At 64.6% G+C, this 22,021-nt stretch carries 24 protein-coding genes; 10 read left to right on the top strand and 14 right to left on the bottom strand.

Annotation, left to right across the window (positions count from 1 at the left end; translation table 11 throughout):
* Window positions 1-72: 72 nt before the first annotated feature.
* The 4 genes from dcd to HYG81_RS23755 all read left to right on the top strand — a co-directional run bounded on the left by dcd (window position 73) and on the right by HYG81_RS23755 (window position 3,626).
* Window positions 73-675 (top strand): dCTP deaminase, encoded by a 603-nt coding sequence (gene dcd / locus HYG81_RS23770; protein ID WP_180842145.1) that lies wholly within the window; start codon window positions 73-75, stop codon window positions 673-675.
* A 96-nt stretch (window positions 676-771) separates the two neighbouring features.
* Window positions 772-1,851 (top strand): Vms1/Ankzf1 family peptidyl-tRNA hydrolase, encoded by a 1,080-nt coding sequence (locus HYG81_RS23765; protein WP_180842144.1) that lies wholly within the window; start codon window positions 772-774, stop codon window positions 1,849-1,851.
* A 145-nt stretch (window positions 1,852-1,996) separates the two neighbouring features.
* Complete coding sequence (locus HYG81_RS23760; protein WP_180842143.1) at window positions 1,997-2,725, top strand: hypothetical protein; 729 nt, start codon at window positions 1,997-1,999, stop codon at window positions 2,723-2,725.
* A 103-nt stretch (window positions 2,726-2,828) separates the two neighbouring features.
* A complete protein-coding gene (locus HYG81_RS23755) occupies window positions 2,829-3,626 on the top strand; it encodes an alpha/beta fold hydrolase (RefSeq protein WP_180842142.1) in 798 nt (265 codons plus the stop codon).
* 186 nt (window positions 3,627-3,812) lie between these two features.
* On the opposite strand, the gene HYG81_RS23750 is transcribed toward HYG81_RS23755, so the two are convergent.
* Entirely contained in the window at window positions 3,813-5,117 is a 1,305-nt protein-coding gene (locus HYG81_RS23750; RefSeq protein ID WP_180842141.1) for a YihY/virulence factor BrkB family protein, read from the bottom strand.
* Between the two features lie 311 nt (window positions 5,118-5,428).
* On the opposite strand from HYG81_RS23750, the gene HYG81_RS23745 reads away from it, so the two are divergent.
* Window positions 5,429-5,629, top strand: a complete 201-nt coding sequence (locus tag HYG81_RS23745; RefSeq protein WP_180842140.1) for a hypothetical protein — start codon at window positions 5,429-5,431, stop codon at window positions 5,627-5,629.
* A 19-nt stretch (window positions 5,630-5,648) separates the two neighbouring features.
* Here HYG81_RS23745 and HYG81_RS23740 read toward each other — a convergent pair whose 3' ends face one another.
* Both HYG81_RS23740 and HYG81_RS23735 read right to left on the bottom strand, forming a co-directional pair.
* On the bottom strand, window positions 5,649-6,770 hold the full coding sequence (locus tag HYG81_RS23740; RefSeq protein WP_180842139.1) for a tRNA (guanine(26)-N(2))-dimethyltransferase: 1,122 nt from the start codon (window positions 6,768-6,770) through the stop codon (window positions 5,649-5,651).
* Between the two features lie 63 nt (window positions 6,771-6,833).
* Window positions 6,834-8,039 carry an ATP-binding protein gene (locus HYG81_RS23735; RefSeq protein ID WP_180842138.1) on the bottom strand — a complete coding sequence of 402 codons (1,206 nt, stop codon included), beginning with the start codon at window positions 8,037-8,039 and terminating at the stop codon, window positions 6,834-6,836.
* A gap of 226 nt (window positions 8,040-8,265) precedes the next feature.
* Between HYG81_RS23735 and HYG81_RS23730 the strand changes: the two genes are divergently transcribed.
* A complete protein-coding gene (locus HYG81_RS23730) occupies window positions 8,266-8,622 on the top strand; it encodes a hypothetical protein (RefSeq protein ID WP_180842137.1) in 357 nt (118 codons plus the stop codon).
* Window positions 8,623-8,695: 73 nt separating this feature from the next.
* On the opposite strand, the gene HYG81_RS23725 is transcribed toward HYG81_RS23730, so the two are convergent.
* The 7 genes from HYG81_RS23725 to HYG81_RS23695 form a co-directional block, all read right to left on the bottom strand.
* Window positions 8,696-9,895, bottom strand: coding sequence for a Cdc6/Cdc18 family protein (locus tag HYG81_RS23725; RefSeq protein ID WP_180842136.1), 1,200 nt, complete (start codon window positions 9,893-9,895; stop codon window positions 8,696-8,698).
* A 695-nt stretch (window positions 9,896-10,590) separates the two neighbouring features.
* Entirely contained in the window at window positions 10,591-11,253 is a 663-nt protein-coding gene (gene hisH / locus HYG81_RS23720) for an imidazole glycerol phosphate synthase subunit HisH (protein ID WP_180842135.1), read from the bottom strand.
* A gap of 53 nt (window positions 11,254-11,306) precedes the next feature.
* Window positions 11,307-11,765: a hypothetical protein gene (locus tag HYG81_RS23715; protein ID WP_180842134.1), complete on the bottom strand. Its 459-nt coding sequence runs from the start codon at window positions 11,763-11,765 to the stop codon at window positions 11,307-11,309.
* 136 nt (window positions 11,766-11,901) lie between these two features.
* Window positions 11,902-12,498, bottom strand: coding sequence for a uracil-DNA glycosylase (locus tag HYG81_RS23710; RefSeq protein ID WP_180842133.1), 597 nt, complete (start codon window positions 12,496-12,498; stop codon window positions 11,902-11,904).
* An 87-nt stretch (window positions 12,499-12,585) separates the two neighbouring features.
* Window positions 12,586-13,164 carry an endonuclease dU gene (locus tag HYG81_RS23705; protein WP_180842132.1) on the bottom strand — a complete coding sequence of 193 codons (579 nt, stop codon included), beginning with the start codon at window positions 13,162-13,164 and terminating at the stop codon, window positions 12,586-12,588.
* On the bottom strand, window positions 13,164-13,358 hold the full coding sequence (locus tag HYG81_RS23700) for a DUF5786 family protein (protein WP_180842131.1): 195 nt from the start codon (window positions 13,356-13,358) through the stop codon (window positions 13,164-13,166). The genes HYG81_RS23705 and HYG81_RS23700 overlap by 1 nt, the downstream gene beginning before the upstream one ends.
* 262 nt (window positions 13,359-13,620) lie before the next feature.
* The gene (locus HYG81_RS23695) at window positions 13,621-14,073 is read right to left on the bottom strand and encodes a hypothetical protein (protein WP_226777523.1); all 453 of its coding nucleotides are present in this window, start codon (window positions 14,071-14,073) and stop codon (window positions 13,621-13,623) included.
* A gap of 260 nt (window positions 14,074-14,333) precedes the next feature.
* Here HYG81_RS23695 and HYG81_RS23690 point away from each other — a divergent pair, with 260 nt between their 5' ends.
* The gene (locus HYG81_RS23690; RefSeq protein WP_180842130.1) at window positions 14,334-14,960 is read left to right on the top strand and encodes an MBL fold metallo-hydrolase; all 627 of its coding nucleotides are present in this window, start codon (window positions 14,334-14,336) and stop codon (window positions 14,958-14,960) included.
* A gap of 91 nt (window positions 14,961-15,051) precedes the next feature.
* Here the strand turns inward: HYG81_RS23690 and HYG81_RS23685 are convergent, their stop codons facing one another.
* On the bottom strand, window positions 15,052-15,201 hold the full coding sequence (locus tag HYG81_RS23685; protein WP_098727401.1) for a 50S ribosomal protein L40e: 150 nt from the start codon (window positions 15,199-15,201) through the stop codon (window positions 15,052-15,054).
* Between the two features lie 115 nt (window positions 15,202-15,316).
* Between HYG81_RS23685 and HYG81_RS23680 the strand changes: the two genes are divergently transcribed.
* Window positions 15,317-16,255, top strand: a complete 939-nt coding sequence (locus HYG81_RS23680) for a hypothetical protein (RefSeq protein ID WP_180842129.1) — start codon at window positions 15,317-15,319, stop codon at window positions 16,253-16,255.
* A 24-nt stretch (window positions 16,256-16,279) separates the two neighbouring features.
* On the opposite strand, the gene HYG81_RS23675 is transcribed toward HYG81_RS23680, so the two are convergent.
* A complete protein-coding gene (locus HYG81_RS23675) occupies window positions 16,280-16,783 on the bottom strand; it encodes a DUF367 family protein (RefSeq protein WP_180842128.1) in 504 nt (167 codons plus the stop codon).
* 67 nt (window positions 16,784-16,850) lie between these two features.
* Window positions 16,851-18,653 carry a Rieske (2Fe-2S) protein gene (locus tag HYG81_RS23670; protein WP_180842127.1) on the bottom strand — a complete coding sequence of 601 codons (1,803 nt, stop codon included), beginning with the start codon at window positions 18,651-18,653 and terminating at the stop codon, window positions 16,851-16,853.
* Between the two features lie 115 nt (window positions 18,654-18,768).
* Here HYG81_RS23670 and HYG81_RS23665 point away from each other — a divergent pair, with 115 nt between their 5' ends.
* Entirely contained in the window at window positions 18,769-19,092 is a 324-nt protein-coding gene (locus HYG81_RS23665; protein ID WP_180842126.1) for a nuclear transport factor 2 family protein, read from the top strand.
* Between the two features lie 10 nt (window positions 19,093-19,102).
* Here HYG81_RS23665 and HYG81_RS23660 read toward each other — a convergent pair whose 3' ends face one another.
* Window positions 19,103-20,245, bottom strand: a complete 1,143-nt coding sequence (locus HYG81_RS23660; RefSeq protein ID WP_180842125.1) for an MBL fold metallo-hydrolase — start codon at window positions 20,243-20,245, stop codon at window positions 19,103-19,105.
* Between the two features lie 156 nt (window positions 20,246-20,401).
* On the opposite strand from HYG81_RS23660, the gene HYG81_RS23655 reads away from it, so the two are divergent.
* A complete protein-coding gene (locus HYG81_RS23655; protein WP_180842124.1) occupies window positions 20,402-21,928 on the top strand; it encodes a stage II sporulation protein M in 1,527 nt (508 codons plus the stop codon).
* The last annotated feature ends 93 nt before the right edge of the window (window positions 21,929-22,021 follow it).

The raw sequence follows: 22,021 nt of genomic DNA, 5'->3' as shown, positions 1-22,021 counted from the left end.
ACGGCCGCACTGATCGCTCGGAGCCGAAGTCGGACCGGGAAATTTAGGGCCCCGTACTCGCTCTGACACGGTATGATCCTCTCCGATGCGGACATCCTCGAGCGCCTCGAGGCCGGCGACCTCGTCGTCGACCCCCTCGACGACCCGGAACTGCAGATCCAGCCCGCGAGCGTCGACCTCCGACTGGGACGTGAGTTCCTCGAGTTCCAGCGGACGAACATTCCCTGTATCCATCCGAACTCCGAGGACGAGGTCGACGACTACGTCACCGAAACGCTCGTCGAGGACGGCGACGACTTCATCCTCCATCCCGGCGACTTCGTGCTCGGCACGACCCACGAGCGCGTCGAGATCCCGGCGGACCTGATCGCCCACGTCGAGGGCCGCTCCTCGCTGGGCCGGCTGGCCGTCGTCGTCCACGCTACTGCGGGTCTGTGCGACCCCGGCTACCGGGGCCAGATCACGCTCGAGCTGTCGAACCTCGGCTCGGCACCGGTGGCGCTCACGCCCGGCATGCGCATCTCCCAGCTCACCTTCACCGAGCTCAAGACGCCCGCGGAGCGGCCCTACGGCAGCGATCGCGGCTCGAAGTACCAGGATCAGGACGGCCCGCAGGCCTCCCGAATCCAGAGCGACGACGAGTTCGGCGGCGACCAACTCGAGCGCGGGGACTGAACCCGGTCGCGGGAGTCAGTCGAACGGCGACGGCTGAACACGCCGGCAGGGGATTCAATCCCGGTTCGCTCGTAGCCGCGAGTACTCGTCTCACGTATGTCTCTCGCAAACTACGAACTCCACGAGCGACTCGACCGTCTCTCGAGCGCGTCGGCGGACCGCGACGTCCTCGTCACGCTGACCGTCCCGCCCGAAGAGTCGATCGGCGAGGCACGACAGCCCGTCGAGACCGATTACGCCGAGGCGACCCAGCTCGACGAGCAGTCGGCTCCCAGACCGCTGGTCAATGCCCTCGAAGAGGCACGGAGCCGCCTGAACGACTACGACGGGATTCCGGAGAGCGGGCTGGCGATCTACGCCGGCGTCGTCGACGGCGACCTCGTCGCCGCGACGTTCGACGATCTGCCCGTTCCGATCGACGAGTTCAGATACGAACACGGCAACGAGTTCGATCTCGAGCCCCTCGAGGACGTGACGGAGCCCGACTCGACTTACGGGCTGCTCGTCGTCGAGCGCGGCGGGGCCGCGCTGGGCCGGCTGGACGACGAGGGCGTCGAGCCGATCGAGACGTTCGACAGCGCCGTCCCAGGAAAATCGAGCGCGGGCGGCCAGTCCGCCGAGCGGTTCGAGCGCGACCGCGAACGACAGAAGCGCGAGTTCTTCGACGAGGTCGCCGAGCGCGCCGAAATGGAGTTTCTCGGCGACGATCCGGCCGATGGGATCCTGCTCGGGGGCACCACCGGCACCGTCGAGGACTTCCGCGAGGAAGCGGATCTCGATCACCGACTCGAGGATCGCCTCGTCGGGGAGTTCGCCGTCGAGTACGCCTCCGAACAGGGCCTTCGCCAGCTCGCGGCGAAGGGTGAGGACGCGATCGAGGAGCGCGACCGCGGAGACGTTCGCGAGACGCTGTCGGACTTCTTCGAACGAGTCCGCGACGACGAGGAACCCGTCGCCTACGGGCACGACGAGGTCGACGACGCCCTCGCGTACGACGCGGTCGAAACGCTACTGCTCTCGACGGGGCTCGAGGGCCCCGAGCTCCAGGAGTTCGGCGATCGAACGGCCGAACAGGGCGGGGAACCCGTCGTCGTTCCGGACGACTTCCCGGACGGCAATCGATTCCGCGATGCGTTCGACGGCGTCGGCGCGCTGTTGCGGTTCCCGATCGACTGACGGCTCGGTTGCGATTCCGTTCCGCCGGCGATCCGTATTGCAATACCATCTGCTGACGGCTGAGTACGAGCGGAGACCGGTTCTCTGGCGCCGACTGGCTGTTGCAGGCACCACCGGCTTGGCTCGAGTCGCGATAGCTGACGGTATGTGTGCCACGTTTTCGGACGACGACGTCGACAAGCCCGTCGAGAACGACGCCGGCGAAGCGGTCGGGGTCGTCACTGCTGTCGAAGGGGACGTCGCCCACGTCAGGCCGGATCCGACGGTCGTCGAGTCGATCAAGTCGTCGCTCGGCTGGGAGAAGGGGGCCGAGGAGACGATCGTGCTCGACCGGGAATCGGTTCGCGAGATTACCGCTGACGCCGTTCGGCTCGAGGGGAACCTTCCGATTCGGGACGACTCGACGGCCGACGTGGACGTCGAACCCAACGAGTCGTCGGGCCAAACGCCGGAGCCGGCCGGCGGAATGAGCGGGATCGACGAAACGGAGATCGCCGACGACATGGCCGACGATGACGGTCTGAGTGCGGCCGATGAGATGGATCAGATCGAAGCTCAGTCCCGCGGTGCGGAAGTCGATCCGACCGAGCTAGCGGGCCGCGATTCCGGGCTCTCCGCGCAACCCGATGACGACGACCGGCGGACGGACGCCGCGGTCGATATCGGCGACGACGCGCAGCGGACGGATGCGGCCGTCGATCCCGACGAGGACGCCAGCCGTACCGACGCCGCGGTGGATCCGGACGCGGTCCGCGAGTCGGACGCGACCGATAGCGGGCCGACGACCGAGGACGGCGCACAGGGGCTCGAGGACGACCCCGAAACGGAGCGGCTCGCGGACGCCGGTTCCGACGACAACCGCGAGGACGAGTAACGTAGTTTAGTTGCGTCGGCGGCGCTCGTGTGACTGCGCCAGCAGACCCGCTGCCGTGGTTCGCCGGGTTGCCTACTAAGCCCCTCCTGCTGATACGTGGGCTATGGCCTGGACAGACGAAGGCAGCGGCCTCGAGGGCGTCGATGTCGACGGCCCGTCGGACGCACAGTCGATCGTGTTCGTACACGGCGCGATGTTCACCCGAAAGATGTGGCTTCCCCAGCAGCGGGAACTCTCCGAGTCGTTCCACGTCGTCTCGCCGGATCTCCCCGGTCACGGGACGCGAGCCGGCAAACCGTTCCGGATGGAGCCGGCGATCGACGTCCTCGAGGACACCTTCGAGACGCACGTCGACGGGTCGGCCGTCCTCGTCGGGCTCTCGCTCGGGGGCTATGCCGCCACGGAGTACGCGTATCGACATCCCAACGACGTCGACGCGCTGGTGTTGTCGGGGAGCAGCGTGAACCCGGTGAATACGATGGAACTCGGTACGCGGCTGACCGGGGGGCTGTCGCGGCTCCTGACGAAACCCGACCTCGGGAAGCGCGCCGTCGAGAAACTCGCGACGCGCTGGGTGCAAAATCGGGACCTCCCGCCGGATATCGAGCGGGAGATCATCGAGTCCGGCTTCTACCCGAAGCAGTTCGGCGACGCGGCACCGGACATCGCGGGCGAGGACTTCCGGTCGAAACTCTCCACGTATCCCGGCTCGACGCTCGTCCTCAACGGCGAGAACGACAAGCTGATGCGCCGCGGCGAGCGGGCCCACGCCGGGGCCGCACGTGACGGCCGCGTGGAAGTCCTCGCGGACGCCGGCCACATCTGTAACCTCCACCGACCGGCCACGTATACGGATCGGGTCCGACAGTTCATCAGTCAGACCGTCTCGACGCAGCAGTAGGTCAGGCGTTCGTCGCCGGGTGTTCGCTCGAACACCGGACGTACGGTTGCTCGAGGGCGTATACGCCTGTATCAGTAGTGACGCGAACGTTCGAGAGAATTACAGACTCACGGCGGCTTCGGGCGGGTCGACTGACGGGTGGCCGGACGTGTCCGACGGCGCAGGAGCGGCGGTCGCCGCGGCAGTTCAGGAACGTCGGTCGCCGATCGCATTGCGCAGCCGGCCGGGGAGTCCGAGCAGGGAGATTCCGAACCCGAACAGCACCATCAGGACGTACAGCCCGAGCGTCGAGGTCCAGACGACGAACATCGCGAGGATCGACCAGCCGCCCGCGAGGAAGTAAAACGCCGCGATCGACATCGCGGTCCCGTACAGCAAGACGAGGTACGGCCCCCAGTCGTGGGCGTGGCCGCGTCGCACTCGCCGTCGAACGTAGCGTTTGAGCTCGCCCTCGAGGGACTCCTTCCTGACGGTTCGATCCTCGACGTCGTCCTCGAAGGAGTCGACGCGGTCGCGCAGCCGCTCGATCTCTTCGCGCAGTACCTCGGGGTCGTCCGCGCGGTCGCGCGTCCGAGCGCTCGTTCGACTCGCCCTCGCGCTGGCGCGGTCACTGGCGCGATCCTCCGTGGTCCCCTCGTCGGCACCCGTGGCGTCGTCGGTCATCGCTTCTGTCGAAATCTGTCGATGTCCGGGACTTTGTAGCTGCCGATCCACTTCACGGTCGGCGAGGACGGCATTGAGAACCGCACCGAAGATGAGGATAATCGCGCCGATGTACAGCCAGACGAGGACGAGAAACACGGCACCGAGTGCGCCGTAGACCGCGTATCCGGTCGCCAGACCGGTATACAGCGAGAACGTGCGACTCAGTGCGAACCAGCCGACCGCGGCGACGACCGTTCCCGGTGCGGCCTCGCGAAGGCCGACGTTCGCGTCCGGAAAGATGACGTACAGCGGCAGGAACGTCGCGACCAGCCCGAGGACGACGAACAGCTGTCCGAGGACGGAGACGCCGAATTCGGCGACGAACAGGATCGCTAGCTCGAGCGCGCCGACGACGACGAGGCCCAGCGAGATGCCGATGGAGACGATCGTCGCGTCCCAGACGGTGTCGAGCAGCGACTTCTCTCCCACAGTCCCGTACACCTGCGAGAAGGCTCGATCGAGACCGCGGAGGACCCGGCTCGAGCCCCAGAGCAACCCGAGGATGCCGACGATGGTCGCTCCCTGACGGCCGGTGTCGTCGACGATCGTCTCGGCGAGCAGCTCCTGTGCGGCCGGCGTGAGCACGTCGCTCGCCGCCGCGGTGAGCCGCGCTGCGAGCGCCTCGCCCCCGATCGACGCCGCGATCCCCAGCGCGAGCAGCATGAGCGGGACGAGCGAGAGGAAGCCGTAGAACGCGACGCCCGCTGCGAGCAGCGTCAACTGTTCGTCCCTGGCGAGCCGAACGGCTTCGCCCGTCACCTCGAGTCCCCGCCTGTGGTCGATCACGCGCGGCCCTTCGACGTGGTCCGCAATATGTAATCGCCCGGCACGGCGTTGCAACGGTCCGTTACGATGGTGCGACGGCGTCCGGTCCTCGAGTCAGGAGCGACGACGGCGCTCGGTTCTCTCGGGAGATGGTCGTACGGTCCCGTTAGTGGCTGTACGAGCCGATTAGTCACTGCTATGCGGATCGAGCTCCGTTGTCGGGGCCCTGCTCGCGCCTGGCAACCGGGCCCGTCAATGGCATCACCTCGTGACCGTGCCGTCGAGCGAGTCGAACCCGCCTCGTTTTTCTGTCAGTAGGTAAACTCGATCGCATGGAGCAACGACGCTGTCCAGACTGCGGCGTGACGATGGAAGCGGTGAGCGTCCGCGATGGCGAGGGCATGAAGCCGTCCATCGCGACCGGGAAACGCGACGGACTGCTGGGGAAGATCGGTCTGCAGAACACGACGAAACTGCAGGGCGTCTGCTGTCCGGAATGCGGGCTCGTCCGCCTCTACGCCGACGTGGAGTAATGCGTGTAGTCGAAACCGGTCAGACGAGGTTCCCCTCGGTCGCCGCGCGGATCTCGCCTACGTCAGCGTCCGTCTTGAACGTCGTCCCGCCGTAGTGGGCCCTCGAGGCCGCGTACCCCGCCTCGCGCAGGTCCGTGAGGAACTCGTCCATCGCGTTCGCGGGCAGCCCCCAGTTCCGACAGAGCTTGTGCTGGTCGTAGTGGGTCGGCTCGTCGAGTTCGGCCGTGAGCGCGTCACACAGCGCTCGAGCCTCGGGCGCGGTGTCGAACGTGTACGGAATTTCGTCGCGGACCGCGCCGACGAACTCGGGATTCCGTATGGAACCGAGCCAGACGGGTCCGGCGGTGAGCATGCGATTCCCGCCGCAGTGGGGACACGTCTCGAGTGGATCGGCGATTAATCCGGGATCGGACACCCGGTAAAGACAGTCTTCACAGTGGTAGAGATGTCCTAACTCGTCGATCGCGGCGTCGGCCGCGGTGGGCTTGCGCTCGAGTTCGAGGTAGGTTCGGACGTAGTGGCTGGTCGCGTGGGTCAGGAGTGGCTCGATACCGACATCGACGCGCGCGGCGCTGCGGGCGAGCGCGGAGACGAGGATCCGAACGCCCATCTCCGCGTGGTAGTCCGTGTTCCGGGGGATCGCGGAATAGGAGCGGACGCCGCTGTTGAAGTGGGCCCCGCACAGCGGCGCGGTGTCCGTCGCGGTGACACAGACCAGATCGCGACAGTTCGCGAAGGCCGCGTCGGCGAACGGCATCGGCGTCCCGTAGGGGTCGAGGTCGATCACGTCGAACGGCTCCTCGTGCATGAGGGCGGAAACGTTGCGGTGTTCGACCCGAGCGTGTTCGTCGCAGCCGTTTCGCTCGAGGTTGTCCCGCGCGAGGGCGACCGCCTCTTCGTCGACGTCACAGCAGGTGACGTCCCAGCCGTCGGCGGCGGCCCTGACGCCGCGGACGCCGCTCGCGGTCATCGCGTCCAGATACGACGTGGCGCGCTCCTCGCGCTCGCGATAGGCTCGCAGCGTCGCGATCGTCAGATCCCGGTTCAGTTCCTGTCGCGGATTGTAAAAGACCGCCTCCTCGATACCCTCGGTCTGTTCGCCGGGGACCTCGAGTTCGACCCCGCCCTCGGTGACGCGCATACCACGTCTCGGCGGTAGCGGGCGAAAAACGGTGTGGTCTCGCTCGGCGCATCGACGGGGGCGTCACTGGCCGGGGCCGTCTCGAGGCTTCGCGGCCGGCAGGGTAAACGAGAACGTTGCGCCCTCGCTGGGTTCAGAGTCAACCCGGATCTCGCCGCCGTGGCGCTCGACGATTCGTTTGCACAGCGCGAGCCCGATTCCCGTTCCCTCGTACTCCTCGCGGCCGTGAAGGCGCTGGAACACCTCGAAAATCCGATCGGCGTCGGCTGGATCGATACCGATCCCCTCGTCCTCGATCGCAATCGTCCAGTTCGATCCGTTTCGCTCAGAGGTGATGTCCACCCGCGGCGGTTCGTCGCCGCTGTACTCGAGCGCGTTCGAGAGCAGGTTCTGGAACAGCTGGCGCAGCTGATTGCTGTCGCCCTCGACGCGGGGTAACGGCCCGATTTCCACGGTGGCGTCGCTTTCGGCGATCCGTACCTCAAGGTCCTTCCGGACGGCCGCGAACACGTCCTCGAGTTCGACCGGTTCGAACGGATCGCCCTGCGTCTCGACGCGGGAGTACTCGAGGAGCCCGTCGATCATCTCGCGCATGCGCTCCGCGCCGTCGACGGCGTAGTCGATGAACTCCTCACCGTCCTGATCGAGATCGTCGCCGTACCGGTCTTCGACGAGCGTGAGGTAACTCGTTATCATTCGCAGCGGCTCTTGCAGGTCGTGAGACGCGGCGTAGGCGAACTGCTCGAGCCGCTCGTTCGACGCCTCGAACTCGCTGTTGGCCGCCTCGAGTCGAGCGACCGTTTCATCGAGTCGCTCCTTCGTTTGCCGTAGTTCCCGGTTGCGGCGTTCGACTTCGAACGCCTGTGTCTTGGCCAATGCATCGTGCAGGCCGACGCCGAAACCGGCGGCGCTCCCGAACGCCGTGAGAACGAGGACGGCTCGGACCGGATCGCTCACGCTCTCGGCGGGCTCGAGCTGGTAGAGCGCGAGGATACCGAGCAACAGCCCGAGTCCGCCGAGACACCAGTTCGTGACCGTGGGGTAGAATTCGGGACGAACGTCGGTCCGCGGTAATCGATAGCTCCCGTAGAGCAGTACCAGTCCGGGGACGCCGATGAACGTCGAGACGAGCGTGACGTTCGAAACCGGCTTTCCGGCGGTCAGTTGACTCAACGCCCACCCGAACGCGAGCGCGACGTAGAGCGCTCCGAGGGCTGTGATCGCCCATCTCCCCCGGACGGGAAACGGGACTCGACGCCAGTTGACCATTAGTATCGCTCGGCATCGCGTCTATTTTTGGGTTGTGCTAGCGATCAGTTCGTCCGATTTTCGCGCCCTCTTTCACGTCTCCAGTCTCGATGAGCGACGCGACGGTTAAGATGGTGCCACTGGATACCGACCGACGCGGACGAATCGCGGGCAGGCCGTGTCGATCGTCTCACTACCGCGGCGACACAACCAAACCGATTTTACAGTTCGGGACACAGTCACGGACGTGTCGAAGGCCAACCCCGTCGATCGATGGCAGGCTGCCCTCGAGGAAGCCGGCGAACTCACGCCCGAGATCGTCGGCGACATCTCACAGGTCCACGGCGACCGCGGGGTTCGCGCCATCGAGGCGGTCGGCGAAAACCGGGTGAAGGCCTACCGCGATTTCACGATCGTCGTCGGCTACGACGACGAGTACATCGTCGAGGACGGCGGCTGTACCTGCAAGGACAGCGAGTACAACCTCGACGCGGACGATCCGACCGAGCGCTGCTGGCACTCGCTGGCCGTCGCGATTGCGCGCCGGGTCGGCCACGTCGACTACCACGATATGTGGTACTCGGAGGTCCGCGAACTGCTGTAGCTGGTTGCCGTCGTGCTGTACTGTTACTGCCGCCAGTTCGGGTTCGAATCGCCGATTAGTCGATCGATTTCCGTCACTCGGATTCGTTACAGGCGGCGATGATGACTTTCGGATCGTCGATCAGCCGATTCTCCATGTAGTTTCCTTTCCCTCTGCCGGCCCACTTGCGCTCCTGCTCGATGATCGAGAGGAACTCGAGTTCCGAAAGGATGTCTCGGACGCGCCGGAGCTTCAGATGCTCGGACTGATCGCGATCGCACAATCGCTTGTACAGGTCGTACGCTTCGTTCGTCGTTATCGGTGCATCGTCCCCCTCCTTTTGCTGGGTGAGCAGCGCCATCGCCTCGAGAACGAGTTTCGCGTGACTCGGACTCTTGGAAATCAGTTCGGCGAGGCGACTGGTTTCCTCGCGCTCGTGGGCGTGATCGACGCAGTCCTCCGTGACCGAGTCGTGGTCGTTCTCCTCGGCGATCTCGCCGGCGAATCGGAGGATATCGATCGCCTTCCGTGCGTCGCCGTGTTCGCGGGCTGCGAGCGCGGCGACGCGAGGGACGACGCCGTCTTCGAGCACGCTCTCGTGGAACGCGTCGGAGCGCGATCGAAGAATCTCTCGAATCTGGGTCGCGTCGTACGGGGAGAAGACGTACTCCCGTTCACAGAGGCTCGATTTGATCCGCTCGTCCAGCGAGTCCTTGTACCGGACTTTGTTCGAGATTCCAATGACGCCGATCGTGCTCTCGGTGAGTTTTCCCGATTCGACCGCCCGCGAGAGTTGCATCAGGATTTCGTCGTCTTCGATCTTGTCCACTTCGTCCAGGATGATCAGCGCGACATCGTACCGAGTATCGACGATTCGCCAGAGGCGGCGGTAATACTCGGCCGTACTCAACCCCGAGTGGGGGATCGAGATCTCCGTTTCCGCCTGCTCGTTGAGTTGATGGCCGGTCGATTGCACGGCCTGTGTCTCCGTCGATTCCTGCAGACAATCGACGTATGCGACGCCGATCGATACGTCGTTGTCCTTCGCACGCTCGACGGCGTGATTCGTGATGAACTTCGAGCAAAGGGATTTCCCAGTGCCCGTCTTTCCGTAGACGAGAACGTTGTTCGGCGTGTTCCCGCGCGTGGCCGGTTTGATCGCGTTCGCGAGGTTCGTCAGTTCGTCCTCACGGCCGATAATCCGGTCGCCGTCCGGGAGGTGTGAGACCTGCAGGAGTTCCTTGTTCCGGAAGACCTCGTTTTCGCTGCCGAAGTAATCCATCGAGTCGGACATTCAGTTGGTCGAACGATTCATCGGAGACCACTTAACCCATTCGGACCGTGGTGCCGCTGTATATCGACTAAATTCTCTTTAGAGGGTTTAAAACTGGGAATTTAGACCCCCCAATGCCGCTGTATGATCGGAATACAACTCCGTATTTCCGCTGTATTGTTCGTCCGTGACTGTGCGAGCTCGCTGTATCATAATCAGTTCCGTCCTCTCGAGAGCCGATTCACCGGGTTCACCTGCAGTTGCGTACCGGATTTCTGCTGTTTATCGTCGGAACGGTTTATAGATGGCCTGATTCAGCCGTTCATCACCCCTCGGTGCCGCTGTATTCGGAGTCACACACCCCGTGGTGCCGCTGTAACGACGCGACGGTGGAGGTGTCCCAGAATCGATGGTTCGAGCGTGTAGATCGTGCGAAAGACCGGCTCAGGAGATTGATTAGGTGGGCGGCGGTACTGGCCTGAATCGACTCGAGTGGCGATTCTGCGTTCAAAACCGGCTGAACGTACTTGCGTTCAAAACACTCAGTGGATGGTGACACACCAGTCGTATTTAATAGCACCGTCTCCCGGTTTGGACGACACGACAGCTGAATGATATATTCATCCAGCTCGAGCGAAATACCGCAGCTCGGCGATTATCCCGGGAACTTACAGCGGCACCGCGGGGTGTGTCTCTCCGTCACTTGGCTCGATCAATCACTCTTCGGCGCAGATTTCGACGAAGTTCCGCAGGATCTGTAGTCCCGTCTCGCCGCTCTTCTCGGGGTGGAACTGCGTGCCGAAGACGTTCCCCGCCTCGTTGGACACGATCGAGGGGAACTCGAGTTCGTAGTCCGTCGTCGCAACCGTTGCGTCCTCGTTGTCCGGGGCCGCGTAGTAGGAGTGGACGAAGTATGCGTAGTTGCCGTCCACGCCCTCAACGAGCGGGTGATCGCGCTGGACGTGGAGTTCGTTCCAGCCCATGTGCGGAACCTTCTGGCCCTCGGCGAATCGGACGTTCGTTCCGGGGATCAGATCCAGCCCCTGGACGGCCGACTCGCCCTCGTTTTCGCCCTCCTCGCTCGTCGTGAGTAGCATCTGCATCCCGAGACAGATACCGAAGAGGGGGGTGCCGCTGTCGGCCACCTCGAGGAGGTCCTCGCGGAGCGGGTCGGCGTTCTCGACGCCCTCGCGGAACGCGCCGACGCCCGGCAGGACGACGCCGTCGGCCGCGGCGAAGGCAGCGGGGTCGTCAGTGATCTCGACGTCGGCACCCGCGCGCTCGAGGCCGCGAGTGACGCTGCGGAGGTTGCCCAGTCCGTAGTCGACGATGACGACGGAGGCGAGGGACTGCTCCTGTGTGGTGGAGACGCTGCTCATACTGGTACTTGGTGGAGCGCATTGAAGTGCGTTACCGTTCGCGCAATCGCTGGCTACTCGAGTGTCGCCCGATCACGTGCCGACTCGGCCGACCCACGCCCGCCGTCACCGCCGACGTGCTGTCGCCGCCGGTATACGTAGTACGCGATCGCCGGGACCGAGAGCAGGTACGGACCCGCCAGTACTGCCCCGGCGAAGTGAACGAGTCCGGCCCCGACCGCGAGCCACGGGCTGGGATTCCACGTCGGGTGATCGCGAAGCGCACGCGCGTCCATGGATATCGCTATCGCAACGATAGCGGCGAACAGGTACGACAGCCATCCAGCGAGAACGGTCACGATGAAGGCAGCGACCCCGACGCCGATCGACTCCGCGTCGGTCGCTCGAGTGAAGAGCCAGAGCCCGGCATAGGAACAGAGCATCGAAAGCGGTCCGAGCGGGAACAGATACACGCCATACCGCCACGACTGGTCGGCGGGGACGGCGGATTCGGAAGCGGAGAACTGAGACATAGACAGTCACCACTTGCCAACTAACTATAATATATTCGATGAACTATCGTTCTCCAGCCAGCGAGCCGTCGAAGTGCGCCGTTTCGCCGATTTCGGTCAGCGGTTGATGGCTCCCGACGGCGTCACGCTCGCCAGTTCAAAAGCCATCGAGCCGCGACTGCCCGCCCTCGCTGTCGGCGACGCCCGCGAGTTCCGCCGCCCGCTCGAGGGCGTTCTCGAACGTCTCCTCCTGGCTGCGGTCGTACAGCGTCGCCGCCGGGTGCACGCAGATCAGTAATCGTCGTGGCGTGCCGTCGATTCGAACCTCCTCGAGGTCGCCTGCCTCCTTGGTCACCGCGACCGAGCGCTCGAGCAGGTGTTCGCTCGGGACCTTCCCGAGCGTGACGATCACCTCGGGATCGAGCCGTTCGATCTCCCGCTCGAGGTAGCCGCGACAGTTCGCGAGTTCGTCCTTCGTCGGGTCGCGGTTCTCCGGGGGCCGACAGCGCACGCAGTTGCTGATACGGATGTCCTCGCGTGCGAGACCGACGGTTCGGAGCCCGTCGTCCAGGACGGTACCGCTGCGGCCCACGAACGGTTCGCCCTGTTCGTCTTCCTTGGCACCAGGCCCTTCGCCGACGAACAGCAGGTCGGCATCGTCGGGTCCGGCACCGTTGACGATCCGACTGCGAGAGTCGACGAGTGCCGGACAGCGCGTACACTCCGTCACGCAGAGATCCTCCATCTCTCCCATATATGGGGCTCGCGGGGTCGCCTCCTACGTCTTTCGGGACGCAGATGCCAGTCATCACACGGGCCGAACGTATCCGTCGGATTGCGTTCATTCGAGCGACCAAGCGTACGAATCGGCCGCCCGAGCCGCCTCCCGCGCGACACGAATCGGCTCCGGACGGCCGCCTGCGGGCGTGAACGCCCGAACGACTTCGTCGGCGTCAGCGGGCTCGAGACCCACGCACCTGACGTAGACGGTCTCGTCGTTGACCGATAGTTCGCGTCGCTCCGGCAGCGCCCGGTAGGTCTCGAGGCGCGCCTCGAGTTCGTCACCCGAAAACGCGTCCCGGAGACCGGCCTCGAGGCCGGTACTCGCTTCGAACGTCACGGCAAGTACCGGTCGCTCGACTGCGGCGTGTATTTTCGACAGATCGAGAAGGTTGTACCAGGCGGGGGCGACGGCACCGAGCAGGACGTACCGGACATCGGGCCGCTCGAATTCGTCGATCAGGTCGATGACGGCGTCGGTCGCGTCGGTGCCGCCGACGCGACAGGAGCCGTACGCGAGCCCGTCGAACACGTGATCGGCACGAACGACGGCACCGGCGAGCGTACTTCGGGGTCGGCCGTTGGTCCGATCGTCGCGGTACGATTCGGCGATGCCCAGTGCCCGCACCCCGGGCTTCATCAGGCGTCGGGTTCGTCGTCGTCGGTCTCGTCTTTAATCTCTTTGAGCCGATCAAGCAACTCGTCGCTTGACGCGCCGTTTTCGAACTCGATCGTTCCGTCGTGGCTGTTCTCTCCCGATGTCACTGCGTCATCGTCGTCAAAATCAGCGTCGACTTCCTGCTGTTCGGATTCGTCGTAGCTCCCGAATCCCATACAGTGTAACCTATGGGATTCCGATTGAAAAATTCAGCGGTACTGGCGCTCTCAGTGTATGAAATATAACTGATGCATCACACAGTATATCCGACACTGGGAAGGGAACTGCTGTGAATGCGGTAATTGATCTATTTCAGAGATAACCCGTATCGCTACCAGTAGATAGTAGCACGATCTCTTTATTCAGAGCTACCCGTGAAACCCACGATAAGTACAGGGAATGGAAATAATATAACGGAGAACGGGATAAGCGTCGTAATCAGTCGAACTCTTCCGTGTTCTCGCGTCCGAACGTTTGTTTCGCTTCAACTCGTTTAGGAACACCTTCGTCGAACCGGACAACGACACGGTACGAGTCCGCTCCGACATCGTCACCACAGTATCCTTGTTCCTCAGACGGTTCGTCGCTTCCACTCCCGATAGCAACCTGTAGAACAGCTTGCTCAGTATCGTAGTCAACGTGTTGCAGGCGAAGATATCCGCAGCTAGATGACCCATATTCAGATATCCCTTCAACCGTGACGGTTGCTGCTTCCTGATCAACGGTGATTTTCGGTCCGAAAATCCCTCTACTATTCGTTTCGACTCCCGTTTCAAACTGTGAATTCTCGACTTTTGTGGGGCGGGCTGAATCGTTTCCCGGACTACCGAGACAGCCGGCGAGAGTAGCCGTAATTAGAGTAACACCAGATAGTAAACCGCGCCGATTCATATCAATAGTCCGTACTGTTTGTATAAGTGCTTTCTGTAAGACCAAACAACGGTTGGTCCGATGGTTCGTTACATTCGAGACTTTAGCTACCGAATTGGACCGCTCAGTTTCGCACCAAATTCTGAATAATGAGACCATCTTACCAACTACTGCTGGACGATTGTAGATCGGAAATCGATAGTGCCCGTTCAGAACCTCGAGGGCGATCTCCTGTGATATCGATGGTACCGTTTTTGCCGTCGGCCCGCGAGTGTCCCCGTATGGAGGTTCACCACGTCACCGAGGACGCAGAGACGTTCACGTGCAACGCCTATCTAGTCACCGGCGATCGGCCGACGCTGGTCGACGCCGGTGCGATGGACGGCGTCGTCGACGAAATCCGCGAGCACACCGACGACCTCGAGGCCGTCGTCATGACCCACCAGCACGGTGACCACGTCGCACAGCTCGAGGCCGTCGTCGAGGCCTTCGATCCCGAGGTGTACGCCTATGACGATCATCCGACGCGGACACACGAGATCGACGACGGCGATACGGTCCGGATCGGCGACGAGGAGTTCGACGTCGTCTACACACCGGGCCACGCCGACGACCACGTCTCGTTCGTCTCCGACTCGTCGCTGTTCTCCGGCGACGTGGTCGTCCACGACGACGGCGCGTTCGAGTACGGCAGCTTCGGCCGCACCGACATGGCCGGCCAGTCCAGGGAGCGACTCATCGAAAGCATTCAGGAGCTGCTCGAGCGCATGCCCGACGGCAGTCAGTCTGCCGGCGTCGAGCACATGTACGCGGGCCACGGCGGCGTCTTCCACGGCAACGTGCGCGACGTGGTGACGACGGCACTCGAGCGAGCCGAAAAGCGGGAGCCGAAGTACCCCGACGAGTAGCGGTCGTTCCGACCGTCCTGTCCGGACGGCGTCGTAGCTGGAAGACAGAAAGCGGAAGAAAACGGATCGATACGGGATCCGTCGCGATCGATTATGCGGCGCGCGCTTCCTTCGCCTTGGGGCGAAGCTTCTTGTAGCCGCACTTCCGGCACCGGTTGGCTCGCTTGGAGTTGCGAGCGTTACAGCGCATGCAGATCATCTTCTCGAGCGTTCGTTTCTCAGCGGCATCGAAGCTGGCCATACCCGGCCTTCGCCCGTGGTGCATTTAATCGCTGTGATCCGACGGGCCAGATCGCAGCTCGTAAAACCGGTTACTGTGTAAACACTTAGGGGCGGACCGTCCGTAGGGGCCGACGATGGAGACGAAATCGGTGCGGTGGACGTTCGGTCCACGTGAGAGTTGGCTCTCGCTGGTCGCGACCTACGCTCCCTACGGTCTCTTCGGCGGCTTCGGCCTCTTGCTCGTGATCAGCGGTGTCATGCTCGTCACGCTCGGTGCGTTCGATGCGTCGGCGCTGGCAGTAGTGCTGATACTCGCCCTCGTCGGCGGACCGATGTCACTGCTGTACCTCCTGTTCCTCGTGCGGTACGGATCGAATGGATCGAAGTGGTTCGACCGGTACACGGGACCGGCCCGACTCACGAAACGCGGCGTGGCCATCGCGGCGGTCGTCGGTGCGACCCTCATCGTGGTCTCGGTCGCCGTCGCGGTCGAACTACTGGCCGTCCTGTTCGCTGGCCTGCTGGTGTCGCTCGTCGTCGTCAGTCCGCTCGCAACGGACGTCGAACTCGAGCTCGTGGAACGGCGGTTGACGCTCGGGGACGACGACCGGTTCGGCGGCGCGGTCGTCGTCGAGTTCGAGAACGTCCGTAGCGCCTGGCGGCTCTCGCTGGGTCCGCTCTCGCCCTGGCGGGTCGTCGTACTTCGTCGGGTTCAGGGCCCTCCGCTGTTCGTCCCGGTTCCGGACCGCCACGTCGAGCCGTTCGATCGCATGCTCGAGAGCGGACAAAGATTGCCCCCGACCGCGGAGCCGAAGACGGCCGGAACGACTCGTCCGATGCGAATCGTGTTGGCAGCGATCGGGATCGGGTTCGTCGTGACTGCAGTCGGCTTGACCGCGCTCGTCCTCCGATCGGGGGAGACGGGCGGCGGACGCGTGTTCTATCCCGTCGTCCTCCTCGCGCTGTTCGGCGCCATTTCGCTCGGCTACGCCGGCTACGAATCGTGGCTCGCACGCCGCGGTGGCAGTCGGCGGACAGATGACGACGGTGTGCCGTCCGAGGGGAGACGGTAAGAGCCGGTCACCGCCGCCGTATCGTCATTCCTCGTCGGCCAGATAGTCCTCCTGAACCGCGACGACATCGCTCGAGTCCGTACACTCGCTGTAGCGCCGCAGCGGCTCCTCGTTGAGCGTCAGGAAGGTCTCGCCCCAGCGGAACGGCTCGAGCAGGTCCTCGGCGCGCTCCCACTCGTCGAAGATGCAGCACGCGCCGGCGAGCGCTTCGACGGTGGTCAGCCGGAACGGCCGGCCGTAGTTGATCGGATTCGCGGCGACGAGGAAGGGGAGTGCCCGGTGGACCCCGCGCATTTCGAACGACGCCGCCTCGGCGGACTCCCACGAGCAATCGAGGGCGACCAGCGTTCCCAGCCCCTCCTCGAGGTCTGCCGGCGAGAGCGCCTGCTCGGCGTGGGGGTTGAGGACGACTCCGTAGGGCACCTGCCCCATCGATCGATAGAGAGTCGCCTTGTCGAACTTCTCGAGGCGACGCGCGGTACACTTGTCGGGGTCGTCGTCGCCCTCGTAGTAGACGTGACACTCCACGGGAGGGGGTAGGTGAAGCCGGGAGAAAAGGAACCCGGAACGCGAGCGAGCGCCGAGGGCGGCGGACCTATCCGTCGTGGATCGCCTCCCCGCGGTTGAGCCGCGCGGCGATCGTAAACGTCTGCTCGGCCTGCCGACGAGTCGGGAAGTGTGCGGCCATGTAGCGGGCGGTCGCGATCAGCGGTACTCGTCGCCGGTGCTCGAGGTCGCGATCGGTTCCGGTGGTCGATTCGACCGCGTTCGCGACGAGATCGAACTGGCGGAACGCCGCCTCGAGGTTCTGGAGGGTGTGGAAGCCGGCGTCTTCGCGCAGGAGTCCGTGACCGAGCGTTCGCTTCAGGCGTGCGGGGTCGCCGCCGCAGTCGAAGTACTCGGCGACGAGTCGACCCGCTTCGTTCACTGCGCCCTCCCTGTCGAAGGTCTCGAGGAGGTCCTCGAGGATCGCCTCCGCGTCGCGTCCGGTCTCGTTCGCGCCGGGTTCGGGGATCGGCGTCGGCGGCGTGTTGAGAAACCGGTCGAGGTAGACGTTGAGTGCGGCGTCGAAGACGCCGCGGTAGAGTTCGATCGCGTCCGTCCGCCGCGCGCTCTGGTGGATCGCGTTGGCGTACGTGAACGTGTGGTGGACGGTGTTCCAGTCGCTGAACTCGTTCGCGGTGCCGAACCGGGCGACGCGGGTCGCGGCAGCGTGTGCGACTTCGGCCGCGAGGGCTTCGGTCGTCGCCCCGTCGCGGACGGCGTTCGCGAGCGCGTCGACGATCGCTTCGGGATCGTCCGACCGCAGCGTCTCCTGGAACGCCGCCGGCGGTGACCAGGACTGACCCGCTCCCTCGCTTGCGAGGTCTTCGAGCCCGCTCGTCGCCGTCACGTCGCCGCCGTAGACATCCTCGAGCAATGCCACGAGATCGATCGGCTGTCGCCACGAGGACCGCTCGTCGCTGCGATCGGCGCTCGCGAGGGGGTCGATCAGGCTCGCCAACGTCTCGTCCGCGTCGTCCCAGCCGACGCGCTCGAGGCACTCGAAGGCCGTATTGGCGAAGTCGAGGACGTGCCCGCTCGAGAGGTAGGGGTGGTCGGTCGCGGCGGCGAAGAGCAACTCGGCCACCTCGGGTTCGGATCGGCCGGTCGCGACGGCCGTGCGGAGGCAGCGCTCCGCACCGTCGGCGTCGCGAACCTCGACGCAGTCCCGGAACCAGGATTTCAGTCTGTCGAAGGCCACCTCGTCGGTCGAGAACGACGGCTGATCGAAGTTCGGCGGCTGGTCTGCGCAGTCGTCCGCGACGTGGCGAACGCCGGTGTACAGCGCCCGCTTTCGGTCCGTCGGGTCGAGGTCGTCGATCACGTTCGTCATGCAGCCCAGGACGGTCAGTCCCGATCCCCAACCCGACTCCCGGTACCGAGTTCCGAACTCGAGAACGGTCCTCATCGGCTCTCGATAGTCGACGCCGGCGTCCAGTAGCCCGATCGTCGACTTCGCGACGACGAGTCGGAGGTTCTCTGCCAGTCCGGTCTCGAGACGGTCCGCCCAGTGCTCGTCGGGCGGTAACTCTCGGGGCGGATTCGGGTTAACGAACACGGTACCGTCCCGGATTTCGGTCGGATACGTTCGGACGTCGTCGGCCCAGGGGTCGAACGTGTCGCCACAGGAGAGTTCGAACCGCGCGTGGTGCCAGTGACAGGTGAGGATGCCGTCCGCGACGCTCCCCTCGGAGAGGGGAAACCCCATGTGCGGACAGCGGTTATCGACCGCTCGAACCTCGCCTTCGTGGTGGAAGAGCGCGATCGCCGTTCCGTCGACGGACACCAGTTCGCGGCCCGCCGCCTCGAGATCGCCCAGCGAAACTGTCGCCTGGAAGTCGTCTACCGTCGCCATATGTGAACAACCACCGTGCAACTGTGTAAGGGTTCCCCGAACCCGGCGTTCGAGTTGGTCCCCGGACCAGTCAGGAGAGTCGCACGCTTTTGTCGGTCGCGACGAAACGTCGGATATGGATTCGGCCGCTCTCGCCAGGCGATACTACGCAGCCCTCGACGAACACGACTACGACGCACTCGAGGACATCCTCTCACCGACGTTCGTCCAGCACCGGCCGGATCGGACGTTCGAGAACCGCGACGAGTTCATCGAATTCATGCGCGAGAAGCGGCCGAACCCGGACACCAGTCACGAACTCGAGTCGGTGATCGCCGAGGACGGTCAGATCGCAGCACGCGGCTGCGTCACCGAGGAAGGGACGATCCTCTTCGAGTTCGCGGATATCTTCGAAATCAAGGACGGGCGAATCGATCGTCTCGAGACCTACTCGCGCTGACTCGGCTGACTCAAGCGGAACAGTTGTTCGGCCCCAGCTCGAGTTCGACCCGCTCCTCGGGCGGAATCTCGGCTGCGCCGCGATTATACTCGATGATCTCCTCGTAGTTCGACGGCTTCTCGCCGGCGTCGGCCATGCGCTCGACGAACTCGTCCTCCTCGAGTCCGAGCAGGTCGATCCCCGTCCGCGCAGCGCGGATCGTCGTCCGAATCGGCTTGCCGGGTGCGCCGTGTTCGAACTCGCCGTCGGCGGTCACCGTCACGTGCCCCGGCAGGACGACAAGGCTCTCGGGTTCGGCCAGAATCGTCCGGTGAAGCGTCTCGTAGAGCATTCGAGCGCCTCGTTTCCCCTCGTCCTCACTAAACTCGAGTTCCGTCCGCCCCGTCGAGTCGACGTGCAGCGTGTCGGCGGTCAGTAGCGCCGCGTCGTCCACGAGCAGATTGATCATCTCACTCGTGTGGCCCGGTGCGGACACCGCCTTGATCTCGCGCTCGCCGACGGAACGGACCTCGTTGCGCTCGAGCGGCGTGTACTCCCGTTCGACGTCGCGCTCGCTCGCGCGCTCGCCGAGATAGTACGGTACCTCGAGGTCGTCCGCCAGCTCTCGACCGCCGGAAATGTGGTCGGCGTGCACGTGCGTGTCGATCACGCCGGTAACGGTCAGGCCGGCCTCCTCGGCCGCAGCCGCGTACTCGTCGGTGTCCGCGGTCGGATCGACGACGACGGCCTCGCCCGTCTCCGCACAGCCGACGACGTAGCCCAGACACCCCTTCGCGCGCCGCTGGATCTGGACGATCGTCATCCCGTCGGCCACGTCCATCTCCACTCGGTCGTAGACCCCGCTCCAGCCCTTCATGCCGCCGTCGACGGCCGCCACCTCGTACTCGTCGGTCGCCGACTCGAGGCGCGTCGCGAGGTTGCCCGAGGAGAGCCCCTTCGCACAGACGGTGATGACGCGGTTGGCGTCGCCGACGACGGCCTCGAGGTCCTCGAGTTGGCCGTCCAGTTCCTCCTCGGGGCCGAACGGGAAGTGGAGCGCGCCCGCGATGTGCCAGGACTCGTAGCTGTCTTCGGGACGGGTATCGACGAGCGCGAAATCGGCGTCCTCGTCCTGCAGCTCGGCGAGCCGTTCGGGCGAGATTGTGGTGACCATACACGGCCGTACGGTGGCCACCGTCGTAAACAACGAGGCGTCAGTTGCCAGGATCGCTATCCACCTGTGGTATCGATCGACGGTTGATCCTGACCAGTCACATCGCACGGTCGATAAGAGGGTTCATTTAACTGATACACGTACTAACGACCGACCATGGCCCTCTCAGATTTCGTCGCCGCCGTCGTCGCCGTCCTCCGTCGTCGCCCGGGCGATCTCCTGCCCGTGTACCTGCTCGGCGTCGCGGTGCCCGCGATCGTACGCGTCGTTCCGTTTCTCGCGATCGGAATCGCCTATCTCGTCCTCTCGCGGACCGGGCGGCTCGAGTCGATCCGAACCCACCTCGTGGAACTCGACCCACCGCCGAGTCCCAGCGACGATCAAGAGGCGTTCGACGCCTGGGCGAGCGGTCTCGAGCCCGTTGTCGACCAGCTGGTGACGCCATCGCTGGTAGCCCTCGCCGTCGTGACGATCATCGTGAGCGTACTGTTGTTCGTGGTGCTGTCCGCCGTCGTCGCCGCCGGCCAGCTCGCGGCCTGTTACGGCCGGCTCCGTGACGAACGCGGCCTCGTCGCCGGAATCGACGGCGTTCGCCGCTACTGGCTTCGGTTTCTCGGGCTGTTCGTCCTCGAGGGACTGTGCTGGATGGCAGTACTCGGTGCCATCGCCATCGGAACGGCGCTGGTCGCCGGTATCGTCTCGCTTGTAACCGGATCGATGGCCCTCGCGCTTCCAGCGGCTCTGATCGGCGTGCTCGTCGCGTTCGTCGTCCTACTCGTCGTTCGCGCGCTGTTCGCCTTCGCACCGGTCGCGATCGTCGTCGACGACGCGGGCGTGTTCGGCTCGCTGCGGAGCGCCGCAGGGTTCGTTCGCGCACGGCCGGTGGAAGCGGGCTTCTACTACGTGATCGCGATCGGGATCGTGGTCGGCATCTCGACGCTCACCGGGCTGTTCTCGATCGTCAACGTCGTCTCCATCGGTTCGCTGGTCTCCGCGCTGATCGCGATGCCGGCCCTCGATCTGCTGAAGACCGCCGTCTACTGTGGCTATCGGGACCGATTGGCTCCGCCGGCGCCGCCGACGCGATCGCTTCGCGACGGGGCTCGGGCCGGACTCCGTCGTGGCTGGCGTGAGCTTGTGTCGTTCGTCCGAGCGCGGCCCGGGACGCACGCGTTCGTCGTCGGCCTCGGTCTCCTCGGATTCTGGCTGGGGTGGATAGCTGCCGATCCCCTCGTCGGTACCTTCGAGGCGTCCATCGCGGCCCGCCTCGAGGGGTGGCTCCCGCCGGCGATGGCGATCGAACTGTTCGGCAATAACTGGCTGGTCGCGCTCATGACGGCCTTCGCCGGCGTCGCGCTCGTGATCCCGGCGATCGCCTCGTTGCTGTTCAACGGTATCTTCCTGGGCATCACCGCTCGCCTCGAGGCCGAGCCGATGGAACTCGTCGCGTTCGTCGTTCCCCACGGCGTCCTCGAGATTCCGGCGATTCTGATCGCTGGCGCGCTGGGGGTTTCCGTGGGCGTCTCCGCCTGGCGGACGTGGCGAGGGCGTGCCACGCGGACGGATCTCGCGGACGCGCTCGAGCGGGCGTTCTGGGTACTAGTCGGGATCGGGATCCTGTTGGCGATCGCGGCGGTTATCGAGGGGTTCGTCAGTCCGTACTACTATCGGTTCTTCCTCTAACGAACTGCCGCTACCCGAAGTGAGCGTTCGATACGTAGGCGTGTGAGTAGAGCAGTGGAGTCTGCTGGAGATACGTGCGAAGAAGTGCCCTGC

This window comes from Natrinema zhouii (assembly GCF_013456555.2).
Taxonomy (GTDB): domain Archaea; phylum Halobacteriota; class Halobacteria; order Halobacteriales; family Natrialbaceae; genus Natrinema; species Natrinema zhouii.
This window is presented reverse-complemented; position numbering and strand designations above follow the sequence as displayed.

What these genes read in the sequence shown, in the direction of transcription:
- dcd (WP_180842145.1), top strand. Translation starts at nt 73, where the DNA reads ATGATCCTCTCCGATGCGGACATCCTCGAGCGCCTCGAGGCCGGCGAC.
- HYG81_RS23765 (WP_180842144.1), top strand. Translation starts at nt 772, where the DNA reads ATGTCTCTCGCAAACTACGAACTCCACGAGCGACTCGACCGTCTCTCG.
- HYG81_RS23760 (WP_180842143.1), top strand. Translation starts at nt 1,997, where the DNA reads ATGTGTGCCACGTTTTCGGACGACGACGTCGACAAGCCCGTCGAGAAC.
- HYG81_RS23755 (WP_180842142.1), top strand. Translation starts at nt 2,829, where the DNA reads ATGGCCTGGACAGACGAAGGCAGCGGCCTCGAGGGCGTCGATGTCGAC.
- HYG81_RS23745 (WP_180842140.1), top strand. Translation starts at nt 5,429, where the DNA reads ATGGAGCAACGACGCTGTCCAGACTGCGGCGTGACGATGGAAGCGGTG.
- HYG81_RS23740 (WP_180842139.1), bottom strand. Translation starts at nt 6,770, where the DNA reads ATGCGCGTCACCGAGGGCGGGGTCGAACTCGAGGTCCCCGGCGAACAG.
- HYG81_RS23735 (WP_180842138.1), bottom strand. Translation starts at nt 8,039, where the DNA reads ATGGTCAACTGGCGTCGAGTCCCGTTTCCCGTCCGGGGGAGATGGGCG.
- HYG81_RS23725 (WP_180842136.1), bottom strand. Translation starts at nt 9,895, where the DNA reads ATGTCCGACTCGATGGATTACTTCGGCAGCGAAAACGAGGTCTTCCGG.
- hisH (WP_180842135.1), bottom strand. Translation starts at nt 11,253, where the DNA reads ATGAGCAGCGTCTCCACCACACAGGAGCAGTCCCTCGCCTCCGTCGTC.
- HYG81_RS23715 (WP_180842134.1), bottom strand. Translation starts at nt 11,765, where the DNA reads ATGTCTCAGTTCTCCGCTTCCGAATCCGCCGTCCCCGCCGACCAGTCG.
- HYG81_RS23710 (WP_180842133.1), bottom strand. Translation starts at nt 12,498, where the DNA reads ATGGGAGAGATGGAGGATCTCTGCGTGACGGAGTGTACGCGCTGTCCG.
- HYG81_RS23705 (WP_180842132.1), bottom strand. Translation starts at nt 13,164, where the DNA reads ATGAAGCCCGGGGTGCGGGCACTGGGCATCGCCGAATCGTACCGCGAC.
- HYG81_RS23700 (WP_180842131.1), bottom strand. Translation starts at nt 13,358, where the DNA reads ATGGGATTCGGGAGCTACGACGAATCCGAACAGCAGGAAGTCGACGCT.
- HYG81_RS23695 (WP_226777523.1), bottom strand. Translation starts at nt 14,073, where the DNA reads ATGAATCGGCGCGGTTTACTATCTGGTGTTACTCTAATTACGGCTACT.
- HYG81_RS23690 (WP_180842130.1), top strand. Translation starts at nt 14,334, where the DNA reads ATGGAGGTTCACCACGTCACCGAGGACGCAGAGACGTTCACGTGCAAC.
- HYG81_RS23685 (WP_098727401.1), bottom strand. Translation starts at nt 15,201, where the DNA reads ATGGCCAGCTTCGATGCCGCTGAGAAACGAACGCTCGAGAAGATGATC.
- HYG81_RS23680 (WP_180842129.1), top strand. Translation starts at nt 15,317, where the DNA reads ATGGAGACGAAATCGGTGCGGTGGACGTTCGGTCCACGTGAGAGTTGG.
- HYG81_RS23670 (WP_180842127.1), bottom strand. Translation starts at nt 18,653, where the DNA reads ATGGCGACGGTAGACGACTTCCAGGCGACAGTTTCGCTGGGCGATCTC.
- HYG81_RS23665 (WP_180842126.1), top strand. Translation starts at nt 18,769, where the DNA reads ATGGATTCGGCCGCTCTCGCCAGGCGATACTACGCAGCCCTCGACGAA.
- HYG81_RS23660 (WP_180842125.1), bottom strand. Translation starts at nt 20,245, where the DNA reads ATGGTCACCACAATCTCGCCCGAACGGCTCGCCGAGCTGCAGGACGAG.
- HYG81_RS23655 (WP_180842124.1), top strand. Translation starts at nt 20,402, where the DNA reads ATGGCCCTCTCAGATTTCGTCGCCGCCGTCGTCGCCGTCCTCCGTCGT.